The 16,717-nt window shown below is 49.3% G+C and carries 10 protein-coding genes; 4 read left to right on the top strand and 6 right to left on the bottom strand.

The features are described from left to right. Nucleotides 1-1,038, top strand: a 1,038-nt coding sequence (locus tag VFG09_06060) for a tail fiber domain-containing protein (protein ID HET6514708.1), incomplete at its 5' end; no start/stop codon positions are given. A 104-nt stretch (nt 1,039-1,142) separates the two neighbouring features. On the opposite strand, the gene VFG09_06065 is transcribed toward VFG09_06060, so the two are convergent. From VFG09_06065 to VFG09_06090, 6 genes are all read right to left on the bottom strand, one after another. Continuing rightward, nucleotides 1,143-1,574 carry a hypothetical protein gene (locus VFG09_06065; GenBank protein HET6514709.1) on the bottom strand — a complete coding sequence of 144 codons (432 nt, stop codon included), beginning with the start codon at nt 1,572-1,574 and terminating at the stop codon, nt 1,143-1,145. Nucleotides 1,575-1,877: 303 nt separating this feature from the next. Next, nucleotides 1,878-5,693 (bottom strand): fibronectin type III domain-containing protein, encoded by a 3,816-nt coding sequence (locus VFG09_06070; GenBank protein HET6514710.1) that lies wholly within the window; start codon nt 5,691-5,693, stop codon nt 1,878-1,880. Between the two features lie 881 nt (nt 5,694-6,574). After that, entirely contained in the window at nt 6,575-7,255 is a 681-nt protein-coding gene (locus VFG09_06075) for a tetratricopeptide repeat protein (protein ID HET6514711.1), read from the bottom strand. An 82-nt stretch (nt 7,256-7,337) separates the two neighbouring features. After that, nucleotides 7,338-7,802, bottom strand: coding sequence for a pyridoxamine 5'-phosphate oxidase family protein (locus tag VFG09_06080; protein ID HET6514712.1), 465 nt, complete (start codon nt 7,800-7,802; stop codon nt 7,338-7,340). Between the two features lie 5 nt (nt 7,803-7,807). Next, entirely contained in the window at nt 7,808-8,452 is a 645-nt protein-coding gene (locus tag VFG09_06085; protein ID HET6514713.1) for a hypothetical protein, read from the bottom strand. Nucleotides 8,453-8,549: 97 nt separating this feature from the next. Beyond that, on the bottom strand, nt 8,550-9,863 hold the full coding sequence (locus VFG09_06090; protein ID HET6514714.1) for a hypothetical protein: 1,314 nt from the start codon (nt 9,861-9,863) through the stop codon (nt 8,550-8,552). Nucleotides 9,864-10,197: 334 nt separating this feature from the next. Between VFG09_06090 and VFG09_06095 the strand changes: the two genes are divergently transcribed. From VFG09_06095 to VFG09_06105, 3 genes are read left to right on the top strand one after another with little or no spacing between them, the layout of a single operon-like run. Further along, the gene (locus VFG09_06095; protein ID HET6514715.1) at nt 10,198-13,734 is read left to right on the top strand and encodes a transglutaminase domain-containing protein; all 3,537 of its coding nucleotides are present in this window, start codon (nt 10,198-10,200) and stop codon (nt 13,732-13,734) included. 12 nt (nt 13,735-13,746) lie between these two features. Beyond that, a complete protein-coding gene (locus tag VFG09_06100) occupies nt 13,747-14,286 on the top strand; it encodes a hypothetical protein (protein HET6514716.1) in 540 nt (179 codons plus the stop codon). Continuing rightward, nucleotides 14,273-16,711: a hypothetical protein gene (locus VFG09_06105; GenBank protein HET6514717.1), complete on the top strand. Its 2,439-nt coding sequence runs from the start codon at nt 14,273-14,275 to the stop codon at nt 16,709-16,711. The genes VFG09_06100 and VFG09_06105 overlap by 14 nt, the downstream gene beginning before the upstream one ends. The last annotated feature ends 6 nt before the right edge of the window (nt 16,712-16,717 follow it).

Raw genomic sequence — 16,717 nt, forward strand, 5'->3', positions numbered from 1 at the left:
TCTTCTGAAACCGGCTCGAACATGCTCTACATAGATAACTGCAATATAATGGATGGCTCCGGCAATTGCACTCAGCCTCTCATTAAGGGGACATTCGACAATCCTCGTACCGTCAGTATCGACGGCGCACTTACTGTTACAGGAACTATCACGTCCATGGCAGGAGGCTCCTCTGGCAGCACTTACTTTGGTCAGGGTGCTGGGAACATTGGCTGGTTCGAGACCTTTGTAGGTAACGGTGCTGGACACTCTACCACCACAGGCGAAGGCAATAGCTTCATCGGCTCTAACGCCGGTAATTCCAACACTCAAGGAGAAGGGAACAGTTTCTTCGGTGCCGGTGCTGGTGAAGATAACAAGACAGGCTCTCAGAACACCTATATCGGTAGTGGAACTGCCCTTAATCACACCTCAGGCGACAACAACACTTTTTTAGGCTGGGGCGCTGGAAGTTGCGTGGACCCGAACACCACCGGCTCCGGCAATGTGTTTCTGGGTTATCAGGCGGGCTGTAGCGAGACTGGATCAAATAAGCTCTATATCGACAACTGTTATACCGGCAGTTCCGGTGGTTATTGCGCTCAACCTCTTATTAAAGGTGATTTTCAAGCCCGTTCTGTGAAGATCGATGGGACTCTGACCATGGTGACGGTGGCTACGCCGTCTGACAGGCGCTATAAGAAAGAGATCCATCCCCTTGAATCGTCCCTCGACAAGGTTCTCCGCATGCAAGGGGTGAGCTTTGAATGGGATAGGGAAAAGGTCTATGGGGCAGGTTACAGGAGCGGCAGGCAGATCGGACTGATAGCCCAGGAGGTAGAGAAGGTGCTTCCGGAACTAGTGCAGACAGATGACGAGGGGTACAAGACGCTCTCCTATGACAAAGTCACCCCGGTGCTCGTAGAGGCAATTAAGGAACAGCAAAAGCAGATCAAGGAGAGGGACGCTCGTATCGAACGGCTTGAAGAAGAGCTGGCGAAGATGGAGCGGCGTCTGGCATCCCTTGAAACCTCGGCAAACACGGTCGCAATGAAATAAAGAGATACGGGGAGTTAAGGGGCGGTGGAGGGATTCTTCTTATCCCTCGCTCTTTCTGCATTACCCTCTACATTAAAATTGACCGCACTCGATATATCTCCTTGTTAACGTAATTCAAAACTAAAGCTGGACGGCGTGACACCCCCGCCACCTGGAAGAGGGGTTCCCCCAGGATCGCAAGTGAGATCACCGAATAGAAGAAGCTGACTCGGTAAATTTCCCGAGAACGCGAACAAGCCTGCGGAGTAAGTCTGAAATCGAAACTTTGCGTCACCAAGGGTTACGTCTATGACGCAATGATTAATGGTTTGGTTGCCCGATTCGATTTGGAAGTAGGTCATGAAAGCGTGGCCCATTTCAACGGATGTGCTTCCGTTCTTATAAATCAATGTTCCGTCAGTATAGCCGGATTTTCCATAGCTCGGGTCACCCCACGCCGGCCCACCTCCTATAAACTCGAAGTTATAGACTGTCCCTGCAAAGCTCGTCTGCGAAAATATCAAGACGATTATAACTGCCAAGAGTGCTTTTTTCATCGCGATCTCCTACCCCTTTCCCTTCTTATCCTGAAGGATCTTGCCTTTTTCTTTGAGCTGTCCCCCCGTCGGAGGTTCTATTCCCTATTGCCCTATTATCACCCCCCCATCAACAGTAACCTCGCCGCTCCCGATTGTGATTGTTCCATGCACTGTGCTGAAGCCTGTTCTTGATGTTCTACACCCTGAAAAGATTTTCTTACAGGGCGTCCCCGGCAATGGCGACCTGAACCAATTGCCGGGTGCCTCCCTAACACTACTTCACTACTTAGAAACCCAGGGCGTCGCTCACATGACCTGATGTTAATATATAATTGGTGTTGCCACAAAATTTATCCCTTTAACATCCGCGCCGTTAATTGCTATGGTACTGCTCGGCGGGCTAAAGGTATATCCGCTTGTTGTGGGACTTATTGTATAGGTTCCACTGGGCAGCCCGGTGAATGTGTAATTACCGTTTGAATCCGTGACGATTGTTCGCGGTATCCAAAATGGGTGACTCAAGGTAATAGTGATTCCTGCCTGTCCAGCATCAGTTAAATAATATGTCACCTGTCCCGAGATGCTGTATGTAGGAACGTTCTGCGTCGTTGCACACGCCTGAGTGCTCTTTGCAGATTCATTACCAGCAGCATCAACTGCCGAGACCTGATAACAGTACTGAGTGGAGGCGTTGAGGCCTATCTCGGAAGTGGAAGTACCCGATAAGGTTTTCAGTGCCGTGCTCGAACCATTCCCGTAAATGTTGTACCCGGTCACTCCAACGTTGTCAGTTGAGGCGTTCCATGTGAGATTGATCTGCGACGAAGAGACAGCAGTTGCAGTCAGGCCAGTAGGAACCGTCGGGGGCTGAGTATCTGAACCGCCTTGCGTCGTTGCACACGCCTGAGTGCTCTTTGCGGATTCATTACCAGCAGCATCAACTGCCGATACCCGATAGCAGTAGGTCTGCCCTGCAGACAATCCTGGAATCTGTAAGGTAGTGCCGGGAACGGATGTAAGATAGCTTAGTCCGGTCGCACTGCTAGTATAAACCCTGTATCCGGCAACACCTACGTTGTCGGTTGAAGGGCTCCATTGCAGGTCTATTTCGCTATCTGACTTCACCGAAGCAGCGACTCCGCTCGGGGTCGTGGGCGGTGTTGTATCCGAGGATGTTGTCATACTTACTTCGGTGCTCGTATGGATGGGCGTGGGCGCTCCACTTCTGAGAACGCCGACCTTGTAGTTATAGGTCTTGCCCGGCACAAGACCGGTGTCATAGAAAGGTGGAGAGAGAAGCGTTTTAACGAGCTTTCCGTCACGGAAAACTTGATAGCTCATATGCTTATCCCCTATCTCATCCCATGACACAATAATAGACGTTGCTTGCGAAATAAAAGAGGGAGTAGCTGTTACTGGCGGTGATGTACTGACGATACACGCACTATTGGCGGGGTCGCTTGGGCTGTCTTTGGTCGGGTAAAAAGAGGACCAGATGGTGGATCCCCGGGATACAGCAACCTGATAACAAACAACTCCTTCGTCGCCATGAAACCTGTCGGTCATTGAATTTGAAGAGTCTGTCACATAGCCAGTTGCATCAATCGCGGGCCAAAAAATATCCGACTGATCCCCCTGCCCATTTCCTGGTTCCCATGACGTTCTCCGTATGTTGAAATATACATCCGGAGGCTCCGCAAGAGGAGGACCGTGCTTATACTGCCCATAGCATTTTGGAACATTACTACTTAAGGCACACACATCAGGGGGAGTCCATGAAACTACTACAGAGGAAGGCGAAGTGCCCCGTGTAACCTTTACGCTGGTAGGCGGAGGCACCGGTTGTGAATTGACAGTCATCTGTTTAGTAGCGGATGCTGTCTTGCCGAGGTTGTCGGTAACAGTAAATGTAATCGTATAAGGTCCATCTGCCGTATAAGTGTGTGGTTGCCCACCCTCGGGACATTGGCTGTCGGCCGGATTGTAAGTGGCTGAAATGGGACCTGTACCATCTCCGAAATCCCATGTGCAGTCGGTGATTACTCCGTTGGCATCACTTGCCGAACCGTAAGCAATAACCGGCGTGCTCGTGGTAGTGAAAGATCCCCCAACACCATCCGCATTTGTAGTTATAGATGCTGTCGGCCCCAGAGTAACAGGATTCCCATTATTTATCTGTTCAAAACAATTGTCCTGGCTCTTTGTGCCGATGAGACACCAGTTATCCAGATTCCAGGTCCATTCTTTTTTCCATGTATCAGCAAGAATATGTACCCCTGCCCCGGCATTTAGTCCGAGCCAGACCGAGAAATCTGCCGTGTCATTTGTGCTATTGACCGCTGCTTTTAACTCCACATCTGGGTAAAGGGAGGCATCTCCGCCCACTAACCCATAGACATCCATTTGGAATGTGGGTTTTAAGTATCCCGTAATATCGGTACTGCCACTAAATGTTGTGGGATCCGTCCGTTTTTCTGCCTGACCACTGCCAGTGGTATGGCAGCTGAAATCGCAAGGATTACACCTAAATCCGATATTATCGAGGCTTACCAAGCCACTCACCCCCGCATGGAACTGCCCATTGATGTCTGCATTTATGCCTGCCTTAAAAGCGAGACCGGAGGAAATGACCACCGGTCCTACGGAAAAAGTCGGAAAGGGGATTTTCCCAAGGTCCACCTCTTGATTGCCGGGAGATTTATATTTTCCGTGCCCATCAACCGTCAGCTGGTTGTATTCAAATGCAGACAAACTGGCCCATAAGTCGTCTACAAAAAAAGGAAGACACCAGGCCGTTGAAACATCCCCGTCAAGATCCAAATCAAATATGTTTGTATCTTTCACGATGATGGAAAGATCTCCGTTGGAATTCGAGGGAGAAAATGTAAGTCCACCCTCTATTTGATAGCCCGTTTTGTTCGTGCCCTGAACTTGGGCGCCCGAATTTGGGCCGTCGAGATAAAAGCAGAAATCGCCGCTACAGGTTGTTGCTTGAGCACTCCTCGATTGATCGCGCATCGCTAATGCAGCGGCGCTACTTGTCGAGCCGGATGGGTTTAATTTGGTGGAATAGGCGATTTTGGTGCCACTGGGCAACATGTCGGCAAGGGTCCCGGCCGTAGTTTGAGCCGTGATAACCCCGCCTGACTTGTTTACAGAGGTAACATTCGCGATTGAGGTGGGAGCCACAGTGACATCCAGGACGTCACCCGGAGATATATTGCTCAAAAAGGTAGCCGCATCAGGACAATTTGAAAGCGTGAAGCTATAAGTGCCATCCAACACTGTCATGCACTGAGCGATATTTTCGTTTATAACCTTCACATTTGGCTTTATTTGTAGAGGCATCCCGAACGTTGGGCTGACTGTCTTGTTTTTATTCATGGCGACAATACAGGTATTTCCATCAACGACATCGCATGCTGACGACCACTTGAGAAGTCCGTCGGAGGCTGTGAGCGTCACCGACGCCCCTGGAGCATAGGTCCCTGTGCATGAGCTTCCGCAGTTTATTATCCCGTCCTTGCTCATTACGGAGCCTTGACCATGTGAGTCTACAGTGAGCGAAGGAAGGTTAATTTGCGTTACCCACAAATCATAGGTGTTAAAGCTGCCGGGCGGCGTCACCACGATGCCGAAATAATATGGCCCGGGTGGAAGGGCAGATACAGGGATATCTGGAAAAGCCGCTTCCGATACCGGACCATTGACACTCACCTTCCAAGGAATGATTCCTTGGGCTACTGCCTGTACGGACACTGCCTGTATAGAATTGCCCGCTGTCAAAAGATATACATTGTTTGGATCGATTTTGGGAGCATAAATGGCGAAGTAAATATCCACAGGTGCATCAAATTGTTCAAGGCCGACCTGGATGCTTAACTTATCTCCTGCCGTGCTAACAGAACCCAATGCAAGAGGCCGTGCAAGAGAGGGATCCGATATTGTGATCGGTGACGCCGTAGCGTTATAACTAAGAACGTACTGCCCGCTGGTCGGTACGGGCATTGCGGATGCGGGGGAAAAGAACGACAAAAGACCGAGGGAAATAACTGCCCCAAGTGATAAAAGAAAAATATTTAGTCGCCTTCCTTTAATTTTGGCAAGGCCGGCCGTATCTTTATTACGTATTTTCATTATCTCCTCCTCTTTAATGAGCCCTGAAGCATCGGGCGCGCCGAATCATAAAGAGCCACGAGTTGCGAAGGGAGATAAACAGGAGGTGCGCGATTGATTTGGTCGGCGGTGAGTGCTCTGGTCACGTAGACAAAACCGCCTGATGCCAATGATAGAGGGAGATTAAAAATCACAGTCAGGGGGTGGAAACCTTTGTCCGCTGATTGAAAGTCCTTGGCTGCTTTACAGATCGCGCAGTCTTTCCGAGAGGTGAGGTCTTCATGGTGATGAATAGAAGTGATCAGGACGGAATACAAGATTACGCCTCTTAGAAAGATCGATAACCGCCCGATCCTTAAATGTGCTGCGCCTCTCTTCACCGCCCCCGTAGAGAAAAGACTGCGACGATCTTGAATTTACTTAAAAGCGCACGGTCCCCTATTAGCCGTGTGCAGTTGCTGGCGTCTCCAGTTACCGACCGGAATATCCTGCATCCATCTAAGATTTGCAGTTGGCCCCCCCCAACCCTCGTGTCAGTATGTTATAGGAAATATCGAACGATAACAAATAGGTTCTATTTATGCATAAATTAAATGAACTTATACGCAGCGAGATTCCAAAATTCAGTACGTCAAATCATTCCCCGCGGCCGAAGGATATTCCTCGACCTGAAGGACCTCGACGACATGGGCCATAGCTCACGTGACGCAGAAACTTCGGGGCGTATTCAACAGTTTCAGTCAATCGTAACTCGCGTTGAGTAAAGGAAGAAGCAGGGAAACGTATCTAACGCTTCTGACACATCATTTCTTGATAGAGTACGCGGCAGGAACCGTCTCGGGTTGAATCGTATGTCGGTCGAAACCTGTCTTCTTGCAGCATGACACTCACAAAGATAATTCTTATCCGGAGGCTCTTAGTAGCATTCTCGCTTTCCAGGCCCACTTTCTGTCTATCTTGCGCTTAAAAAAAGGCGACTCCTTGAACACTCGGATCGCTTTTTCCAAATATTCTCTCCCTTCGTCCTTTGCACCGAGTTTCAGCTTGACAAGACCCATCCGGTAAAATCCCCTCGAACTCGAAGAATGAATCTTTTCAAACTTTTCGAGAAGCCGCACGGCACTTGTATAATCACCGTTATCAATGTAAACTTCTGCCATCATGAGATAGGGCTCACCATATTTCAAGGTAGGTGAGGCGTTCACAGCCTCTTCAAAGAGTACCCTTCCCTTATCGATGTTCCCGGTACGGGCGGCCGCTATCCCATGATAATAGTTGAACTCAGGGTCATCGGACATTTTTGTCTCTGCCATCGCAAAATATCGCAGGGCGTTTTGATAGTCCCCTCTGTCGATCATGCATATCCCGAGTTCTTTCAGCGACCTGCCGTCATGAGGATTTATTGAGACAGCCTGCTTGAGCTCTCTAATCCTCGCGGAGGTTTTCAGTGTCTTCAGCGGATCTGGGACAAGGCCGAGATATGCTCTGTCCACCGCAAAGAATACAAGGAGAAGAACGAGGAGGGCCGTAATTGGACTCCCGGTGAGCAAGTAGGCGATATAAAAAAGAAATAATTTTCCCATTTTTTGACGTTCTCTCTCTTCCTGTTCTCTTCGTCCCGTGCCCTCTCCATTTTTTTGGCGGGGCAGGTAATCCTTCACGGCTTCATAAGAGTAATGTGTGCCTCACGTCATGGCCCGCTTCGGCCAGTGTGGCATCCAAATATTCGAGTTTGGCAGGTTTCACCCTGATGACCTTCATGACATCAGGCAAGGATAAGGCCGTGCTCTGTGAACCCCTGCGTCTCTTATACGCTTCGCTGCCTTCGTCAAAGATACGCGACCCTTTTTCGCCTATTTCAGCGACCCCGGTTATCTGCAAACCCTTAACGTCTGACCACCCTGCGAACTCAGCATGGAGCGCTATAGAGACACGAGGATTGCGTTTAATGTTATCGATTTTCATTCCCCCTTCAGTAAGAATGTAAAGGGTTGTGCCCATGGGGAAGAACTCCACGGTGGATGCCCGAGGGATGTTGTCAGAACAAGTTGCAACCACGCAGAGACGACACTCTTCAAGGAGTTTGATGATTAACTTTTCAATATAGTGCCGACTTAGCTCGCGTTCCATATCCTTCAGTCACTGCCAAAGATATTGATCGCCTGTGCCCCGGCCCGTGCGATATCTTCGGGCGTTGTGTTCGAAACATCAATGTCACTGCCAAGGAAGTCCCTGCCTGCTTCTTTGTAACAGTACCTTACGAAGGCACTGCAATACATCGCATGGGGGTCGTTCAGAGGATTGGGCAGCCACTGTTTGCCGGTTATGATTGCCCACCACGTGCCGAGGAGCTCCTGGATCGGATAGAGTACCTGCTCATCGACAAGCTGCAGTGCCGTCGCGAGAACGGCGTCCCTCTCATTCCCGGATAACCCGAAATCGATGAGTGCGGCATGTTCAACGTTCGTGCCGCACCATTTCCCGATCCAGTTCTCCTGCGCGCCGTTCCTCACCTGCGGCTTAAAGAGCTTGACCTTAAGGTCGCTCTCAAAGATATAGGGACTTTTCGTGATCGTGTTGCCCGGTCCCCGCCGGTCGAGTCTCAGATCGCCGAGGAGAAAGCAATGGGACCAGAGAGAAGGTTGATGATCCTTCGTGACAAGTGCCTGTGCCTCTCGTATAGCCATGCCTATGGGGTCGTTACTCCCGATGAGCGCTATAAGCCCCGGCTTGTAGTTCGATGAGAAAAAATCAATGAGCCCCGCATTGAGATCTGTCATACTCTATCCTCCCGAAACACATATCAATTCCAGGAGATCGACGCCTCCTTCTCGCGCGGATCGAAGATCCGTTCCAGGATTTTTCCGATAAATACCCTTAAACTATTTCCTTCTTCGTAAAGCCATTCCAGTAATCGAAGCTGTATTCCTTCTTACCGGTGCGGGGAGGATCTTCATCGGGTCGGTAAAACGCCACGTACGTCAGCACCTTCGCTCTCGCGAAGGTCCGGTTGTCACGGCATTTCCTGATCTGCTGCCGCCAGGTCCCCGTATCGAAGAAGAACACCTCCTTCCCGTCCGGCCGGCGGCTGAGGAATTCCACGTCTGCATTATGTGTATGACCGGAAACGACATACCGATATTTCGACTGCGGACCCTGCAGGACCGCTTCACGCCCGGCCCACTCCCACGGCTTGGGTCCCCTGGACTGATTTGACATTAAGAGATCAAAAAGAAGTTCGGTCGAAATAGCCTTCGCTATCTTGGCCATCGAAATCCTGAAAAGGCCGAGCTTGTCCCGCACGAATCTGCTTTCGAGGGCCTTTTGAAGACCGTCCTTCAACACCGGGGAAAGCGTCTGCTTTACCTTGTCCTCATCGGCCGTTTCGGTTTGAAGAAAGGACACGATCTCCGACTGCGGACGTAAATCATCAAATTCAAGGAGCTTCCTGTAAATATGCCGGTGCAGATCCGCATCCGGTCCGGCCTTGATATTCCTTTCATAACGGCTCCTGTATGTCCATGCGAGACGTGAGGCAAAATCAATTGTCACATAGTCGCCCAGGGGGGCCAGATCGTAATCATCTTCATTGAAGGCAAAGGGACCCTGCTCCGGGAGCTTCCCGGCGAAGTTGAAAGGATCATACTCATGGCCGTGCCGTATGTGGACTCCATATTCCTCTGCGGGTATCTCATGCTTCAACGGCACGTTACCGCCGCCGAGGCCGAATAAATCCTTCACTCTTCCCCTGAGGGGCTCGTATAGGTTAATGATGCGGTCATGATTGCCGGGGATGTAATCAAAACGTACCCTTTCCCCGTTCTTCAGGGTCACTTCCGTCTGTCCTTTGAAAAGAGCGAAGGTCTCCTCGTTGCTTGCGCAGATATCGGTGATAATCTTTTCAGCGATTGGACCCCACGTCTCCGGTGCATCTTCCCCATAGGGTCTCATACGGTCGTTATCCCCTCTGAACCACGTCTGGCTTCGGTTGAGATCAAAGATATCTCCGGCCAAGACAATGATGAGCTCCTGTGCGTAGTTGCTTTCAGCGAGCGAGAGAATCTCCGTAAAGGTTTCCTCAAATGCCCTGGGCGATACATTCCGGTCTATGCCGACAATGTTCCCCTCGGCATCAGTGATGTTGTCGTTGTGAGTATCCTGAAAATGGAGATCGCTGATTACCACCAACATAGACTACCTCTCCAAGGCTCACCTGCACGGTTAGCTATTTATAGCTATGTCGCCGAAAATTGTCAAGAAAACGGTGCCACCGGTGAATTGAATTTATTAACTATCATTATCAGCATATAAGTTTTTTTTATTTGCCCTTATGAAAGAAATTATGAAAAATATTGCCCTGCTTCATCGGGAGGGAACCCGCAGAGCAAGTCGGATAAGTCGAAGCGATCTGCTCTGACAAAAGGGAGTAAAAAAAGTTGCCGACATGGTAAGAAGACGCACTGAAAGCCTGGCGTTTCCGAGGCAGTCTTTCAGCTGATATTGTGCAGCATGGGGAGGGAATCGTTTGACGAGAAGCTCTGTACGCCTCTTATTGTTGTCTCTTTTTGTCTTCCTTTCGCCGTCTTTTACCGAAGCATCTGATACGGCTCTCGAAAAAGATCTCCAGAAGCGCCTTGAAAAGAGTAAGCGCATAATCTCGAAGGCAATAGAAAAACTCAAAGGGGGGAGTTCCATATTTGATGAGACAGCGCAACTGAAGGCCACGGCTGAGGACGTTAGGACAGTGGACCTCCTGCTTCAGGAGCGTTTCAGGTTGATGGATGAAGAAATAAAGTCAAAAGGGCCAACTGCCCGCGTGAGACAGGGAGTGATGGCGGATGGTTACCGCAAGGCCCTTGCTGAATATCTCAGTCTTATTGACAGCCTCCCCCCTGAAGGGCAAAACGCTGAAGCAGTTCTGGAAAACCTCAGAGACCTTCTTGACAGAACCCTCAAGAAAAAGAAGAAGCCAATCTTCGGAAGCCTTCCTTACAGGAACCTCTACTATCCCTCAAGAGAACCAAGCGCAGACCCGCCCATTAAACCCGCTTACAAGGGCGGGAACAGGACCGTCTCCACTGATGATCTGAAAAATACTGCCGAAGCGCCAATTTCAGATACAATAGCTAACCTTGCACAATCGTTGAACTGGAATCCCATATCGATGTACGAATATGTGAAGAACACCATCGAGACAGAGTGGTACTGGGGTTGCATGAAAGGGGCGGAGGAGACCTTACGGCAGAAAGCGGGCAATGACTGCGATCAGGCGACACTCCTCGTCGCACTTTTCAGAGCGTCGGGGTTCCCCTCAAGGTATGTAAGGGGGACGATGGAATTTTTTGCAGGGGGACGAGACGGATCTCCGATAGAGAAGGTGAAGAATCTCACCGGCATAGATGACCCGTGGAAGATAGCTGAGTATTTCCAGAAGGCAGGAGTTCCCTATAAAACAACACTATCAGGGGGAACAATAACCAACTTCCAGATTGAGCACATATGGGTAGAGAGCCAGATACCCTATGCCAACTACCGGGGAGCGATTATCGACGAGCAGGGAAAGATGTGGCTCGGCCTTGATACGTCCATAAAAGTGAAGGGATATACATACAACAATCCGATAGACGTCTATCAGCAATCGGGAATGAGCGCGCAACTATCAGCCTTGATGGACCAATACTTGGGCGCGATGCATACAGAAACTCCTCTTGAGTATCTGGAAGGAAAACTTTCAGCCAGCAGTTATCAACTTTCTGCCCTCATGAGGACAAGGACTATAATCCCGGAGGTAATGAATATCCTCCCTGCGAGCATGCAGTTCAATCAGATCAAGATCACCCATGAGTATACCGAGATACCTGACGAACTGAAGCACAAAGTCAGATTCATCACAGCAGACACAAACAGCGCTGAACTCTTCTCGCTGATACTCGATACCCTCAAACTCTCCAACCAGAAGATAACGATAAGCTATGAACCGGAGACGGTGGAGGACCAGCAGATCATCGACTCCTATGGAGGCTTGGATAACACACCAGCATATCTGGTGAGATTGAGGCCGGTGCTAAAGGTGAATGGGCAGAGAATGGTTGTCGGTAAGGACGCCTTGCCGATGGGAGAAGAACATACACTGCAAATAGAGCTCATCTCGCCCAATGGAACGGAAACGGGCACGAATACGCAGATAACCGGGAATGTGGTCGCCATAGGAATAGTCTCCCAGAAAGCCGTCCAACAGTCAACTGCGGATATAGGCAGTGATGCGGAGGCATTGCTCTTCAGAGAGACAGTAACCTATATCGACCGGTGGAACAAAGCTGAGGAAGAACTCGCCTCAATCATGCAGTTGACATTGTCAAGACCGATGCCGACGGTGGTAATTGTCGGAGGAGTGATAGATGTCACCTGTCTTCTCGACATACCGCACGGCTTTGAATGGAAGGGAACGTTCATTGACGCGCCGGTAAGGGCGGTTGAAATAATCTCGCCGCAGTCATCCCTGCGCCGAGATGCGGAAGGAAAGCGACAAGCGACATTCATGCAATTATCCGCCCTCCAGGGCTCGATACTCGAAAACAGAATCTTCGAGGATGATTTCCGGGTCGATTCCATATCAACGGCAAAGCTCTTTGAAGTCGCAAACGCAAGTCATACGCCGGTCCTGTCCATTGACAAAGCTAACATATCCTCACTGTTTCCCGCATTGTCATTCGATGAGGCCATCAAACAGGACATAGCAAATGCTGTGAACCAAAATCTCACCGTCCGCATGCCTCAGACCGAAATGAGTTACGCCGATTGGACAGGAGTCGGTTATCTCAAAGAAAATCCTTTGACAGGTGAAGCCGGCTATATGCTTACCGGCATGATAGCAGGCGGAATGACGGCGGTATCACCGAATAAATGGCTGTCGGGCGATCTTAAGAGCACCTTGAACAGACCGTACTCTACAAATTTCGCCATCCGTCCACTGATGGTAGCCATCATCTTCCCTTATGACGGAGCCGCCCTGTCTGGTTCACTGATAGACGTTGAAGGAATCGTAAGCGATCCTGCCGCGACAGTGAATGTCAATGGCGTTAGGGCATCGGTTTCGAACAATGGCCGGTTTGCTGCAAAGGGAGTGTCGTTATCAACAGGAACAAACCGGATAACAGCCGTTGCAACATCACTGCTCGGTAAGACTGATTCGCAGACCATAAGCGTCAATTATCAACCGTCCCAGATATCACCCATGATGCTATCGATAACGTATCCGACTGCAGGCGCTTCGATCAATAGGCGGACAACCGTGGTGAGGGGAACTGTCACGACAGATGCGAAAGAGATATCGATCAAGGTAAACGGAATAGCAGCAGATATTTATGGCAATCAGTTTGTGATCAACAATGTATCACTCGTAGACGGGGACAATGTGATCATCGCTAATGCACTGGATAGTAATGGAGCAGTTGCAAGGGCAGAGGTCACGGTAAGGGGAGACACCTCGAAGCCCTATGTTACTCTTAGCGCCAGCATCACGAGCGGCATACCGGCACTTATGGCATACTTTTCCGTCGCGACCTCCATACCCAACGTAATAACGTCGTATCAGATTGACTTTGAGGGAGCTGGGGTGATTGATTACACCGGTGACAATTTCGAAAATATCAGCCACACCTATACGACTGAAGGCGTATATTATCCAACCGTGACGGTGGTGGATGCTCAAGGGAATACCTATACGGATTCGATTGCTATAACCGTGTTGAATAAGGCGGAAATCGATGCGCTGCTTAAAGGAAAATGGCTCAAGCTAAAAGCGGCGTTAGCAAGCGGAGACATCGAGGGAGCATTAGTTCTGTTCAAAGAAAGAGCCAAGGACAAATATAGAACTATCTTCAATGCACTCAAGGATCAGTTGCCGATGATCTTGCAGACATTTATAGAGTTCAACATCATCGACGTGTATGAGATCATCGCCGAATATGAGATCGTGGCAAATGAAGATGGAATACTCTACTCTTATCCCGGCGTATTTATCAGGGGTGGCGATGGGATTTGGAAGTTTAACGACTTTTGACGGGAGGCTGTGGTGCTTGAGAAAAAATTAATCATTCTGAGTCTGATTCTTTTATTTGCCGGATGTTACCCCATCCGATATGACGGGCCATATAAAGGAAGGGTAATAGATGCAGAGACGGGCAAGCCGATTGAGGGAGTGGTGGTGTTGGGGGTTTGGTATAAAGAGATTGCAACTCCCGCCGGGGGCGTAGGCTCATATTACGATGCCGATGAGACGGCGACGGACAAGAATGGTGATTTCGAAATTCAGGGTAAGGGACTGAGGATTCTGAGTAACATAGGCCCCATGCATGTGCTGATATTCAAGGCAGGGTATCAGTATATCGGTATGGGAATGTGGGAATCCCTCAGTATCGATGGGGGACTAATGAAGAAGAAGGCTGCATGGGAAGGAGATAGGGCGATTATTCCTCTGAGAAAGTTGACTATGGAGGAGAGGAAAGAATCAGAAACGTTTCCTTCATCTCCACCTGCTCAAGCGCCTAGAGAAAAGATTAGATTGATGATGGAAGAACTTCACAAAGAAAGAAAAGACCGTGGCCTGGAATAGGAATTTGAATACGGAGCTCGCCTTGTATAAAAAATGCCTTCATGCTATAAGCTTGTTTGCTGGTCTTAGCCTCTTTATCACTAGCACTGCATCGCCATGGGATAATGAGAAGACTCATAAGGATCTTTCAAAAATTGCAGCATCACAATCTATTCTAAGCAAGACCAAGGGCGATTACCTAATACGACTTGGCTTTCGGAAAGAATTGCTTGAACAGTTTCGATTGAATGACGTCACTAGAACTGTAAGCGACTGGTTTCAAGAAGGTGCTTTTCTTGAAGATGCAGGCAGCAATTGGGATGCTATGAAGGGTACGGCCCGATTTAACAACCATTTCCATAATCCCTTGAAGCCATGGGAGGCCGCAGGCTTGCACGATGTGCAGAATGGTGAATCAGCACTGTTATGGGCGCAGGACAACGCGAATCAGCAAAGGTATTCGGAGAGTGAAGGTCTTGCGGGCGATCAAACATGGCAAACAATACGACTCTATTACTACAATGCTTTGACGAGAAAGACTGACGCAGAACGTCAAGAATACTTCGCGAGGACGTTCAAAGGACTTGGGCATCAGATTCATCTGATTCAAGATATGTCGGTGCCTGCGCATGTGCGGAATGACGCGCATCCGGAGGATGCTCTCGTAGGGAGGGATTCTGGAGGCGATCTCTACTTTGAGACCTGGGCAAAGAAGAATGCAGATAAAATTAACCTTTTCGCTGCATCGCCGAATTTCCCGCAAGTTGACCTGACTAAGAATTCTGGCGGTTTTGTTCCAATCACTCAGTTCTATGACACCGATCAATATAAGGAAGGCACAACGCCAAGTACCAGTCTAGCCTGGGGATTGTCGGAATACACCAACGCCAATTTCGTCAGCACTGATACCATATTTACCGATAACCTGAGCAAAGATGACAAGCACTATTTCCCCTACCCCAAGTACAGCTCTCAGTGTTACTTACGGTTCGAGGAAATTTATCCTCGAACTAAGAAACCGAGAGTATATTTCGGCAAACAGTGCAGCGATGAAACAATCGTCCATTTTGTTGCCGTAAGTCCTTTATATAAACATTTGAGCGACAGTACAACTGTCCAACTCCTGGCATTAAAACTTGACGAGACGACCCATTATGACTATGCCCAGAAGCTTATCCCCCGCGCTGTTGGCTACTCAGCTGGTCTTCTTAACTACTTTTTCCGCGGCGATATCAGGCTGAGTTATGAGACGGGTGTAACGCCCGGCTATGTCATTACGAACTACAGCGGAGAAAAGATGGAAGGCAGATTTATGCTTTATTACGACAATAGCGCCGAAACCAGAAATCCGATCTGGGTTGGAGATGGTCTCCTTGAGGCTAAGACGGGTGATAAGGCAAACACCTTTGACTTTATCCCTCCCAGTGACGCAAGAGAGCCGGGCAAATATATCCTTGTCTTCAAGGGCAAGATGGGCAATGAGGACGGTGCAGTAGCAGGGTATGTGTTCAGCAGGACCCTTGAGATCACCCCGCCTGACCAATTCGTTTATGCCATGGCGGATGCAGATCCGTCCGACCCTTACTTTTCAAGCATTAAAGCAAAAGTGAGAAACACAAACCCTTCTGAGGCCGTACAGAATGGAATGATTCAAGCAGTAGCGAAGTATAAGGCTGATACGGATGACGCCGATTTTATCTATTCGGTGTCAGCTCCGATATCAGTAGTCTCCTTAAGTGCCACGAGTGCGACAGAGCTCCTATTCGATTTCAGCAATGACCCCATACCCATCGATATTACGGACCTTTATCTCCAGGTGATCTTCAAAGGCAAAGTTGGGAACGACGACAATGCAGTTGCTGTTGGATTGAAAGACATCAGCGAACCAACGCCGGTCGATCTCTTTAACAATACGGATTTGGCGTGTATCAACGGCGCCTGGTACACTGCCGGAAGTCCCGAAGCAATTGCTCAAGTTGACGCAAACGGCAATAAAATAGCCGATGAATGGGATGTCTATCCTCATGAGATACGAGACATTTTCATGAGGTTCTCTTCGCCTCTGAATCCTCAGCATGCCTCGGCTGATGCATATCAATTTCATGTACCGAGCATAGGCCCCGGTCAATCCATGAGAGCGCTTTACATCCTCACCGACCATGACTACAGATATAGTTTTTATCAGACCTGGCACAAAAAAAGCGAGAACGACCCATGGGCGGAGGGGCCAACTGAGAGTCTCCATCGGGGCATTGCACTCAAGAACCAGAAGGATTACGTGAGCGATCCTGCTCTCTGCAGCAGCGCTCCACCCTGTTACGTCACAGAATATCCGACCTACTATACTTACAGGAACTGGGAGAGCTGGTGGGGCGGATCGATTATATATATAGATAATTCCTATCCTCCCGGCTCTACGTGCCCCGGGCTTCTCTTGAAAGATTGATGAAGG

Source organism: Thermodesulfovibrionales bacterium (genome assembly GCA_035686305.1).
Taxonomy (GTDB): domain Bacteria; phylum Nitrospirota; class Thermodesulfovibrionia; order Thermodesulfovibrionales; family UBA9159; genus DASRZP01.

Coding starts and splice junctions, on each gene's coding strand:
- VFG09_06065 (HET6514709.1), bottom strand. CDS start 1,574: ATGAAAAAAGCACTCTTGGCAGTTATAATCGTCTTGATATTTTCGCAG.
- VFG09_06070 (HET6514710.1), bottom strand. CDS start 5,693: ATGAAAATACGTAATAAAGATACGGCCGGCCTTGCCAAAATTAAAGGA.
- VFG09_06075 (HET6514711.1), bottom strand. CDS start 7,255: ATGGGAAAATTATTTCTTTTTTATATCGCCTACTTGCTCACCGGGAGT.
- VFG09_06080 (HET6514712.1), bottom strand. CDS start 7,802: ATGGAACGCGAGCTAAGTCGGCACTATATTGAAAAGTTAATCATCAAA.
- VFG09_06085 (HET6514713.1), bottom strand. CDS start 8,452: ATGACAGATCTCAATGCGGGGCTCATTGATTTTTTCTCATCGAACTAC.
- VFG09_06090 (HET6514714.1), bottom strand. CDS start 9,863: ATGTTGGTGGTAATCAGCGATCTCCATTTTCAGGATACTCACAACGAC.